Source organism: Pseudomonas sp. MF09156 (genome assembly GCF_059862305.1).
This window is the reverse complement of record NZ_JCBCUR010000055.1, coordinates 1-715: the sequence shown is the minus strand read 5'-3', so window position 1 is coordinate 715 and position 715 is coordinate 1. Positions and strand designations below refer to the sequence as shown.

Below are 715 nucleotides of genomic sequence, written 5' to 3'. Positions count from 1 at the left end.
ATGGTGGGCACTCTAAGGAGACTGCCGGTGACAAACCGGAGGAAGGTGGGGATGACGTCAAGTCATCATGGCCCTTACGGCCTGGGCTACACACGTGCTACAATGGTCGGTACAGAGGGTTGCCAAGCCGCGAGGTGGAGCTAATCCCACAAAACCGATCGTAGTCCGGATCGCAGTCTGCAACTCGACTGCGTGAAGTCGGAATCGCTAGTAATCGCGAATCAGAATGTCGCGGTGAATACGTTCCCGGGCCTTGTACACACCGCCCGTCACACCATGGGAGTGGGTTGCACCAGAAGTAGCTAGTCTAACCTTCGGGAGGACGGTTACCACGGTGTGATTCATGACTGGGGTGAAGTCGTAACAAGGTAGCCGTAGGGGAACCTGCGGCTGGATCACCTCCTTAATCGACGACATCAGCTGCTCCATAAGTTCCCACACGAATTGCTTGATTCATTGAAGAAGACGAAAAGAAGCAGCCCGAAATTGGGTCTGTAGCTCAGTTGGTTAGAGCGCACCCCTGATAAGGGTGAGGTCGGCAGTTCGAATCTGCCCAGACCCACCAATTTTGTGTGGGAAACGCCTGTAGAAATACGGGGCCATAGCTCAGCTGGGAGAGCGCCTGCCTTGCACGCAGGAGGTCAACGGTTCGATCCCGTTTGGCTCCACCACTACTGCTTCTGTTTGTATAAAGCTTAGAAATGAGCATTCCATC

2 tRNA genes and 1 rRNA gene are annotated in these 715 nt (G+C 54.1%); all 3 read left to right on the top strand.

What is annotated here, in order from left to right:
• A 16S ribosomal RNA gene (locus AC19YY_RS31020) occupies positions 1–406 on the top strand; the annotation flags it as partial.
• Between the two features lie 82 nt (positions 407–488).
• A tRNA-Ile gene (locus AC19YY_RS31015) sits at positions 489–565 on the top strand.
• A 30-nt stretch (positions 566–595) separates the two neighbouring features.
• Positions 596–671: transfer RNA gene (locus tag AC19YY_RS31010), tRNA-Ala, on the top strand.
• The last annotated feature ends 44 nt before the right edge of the window (positions 672–715 follow it).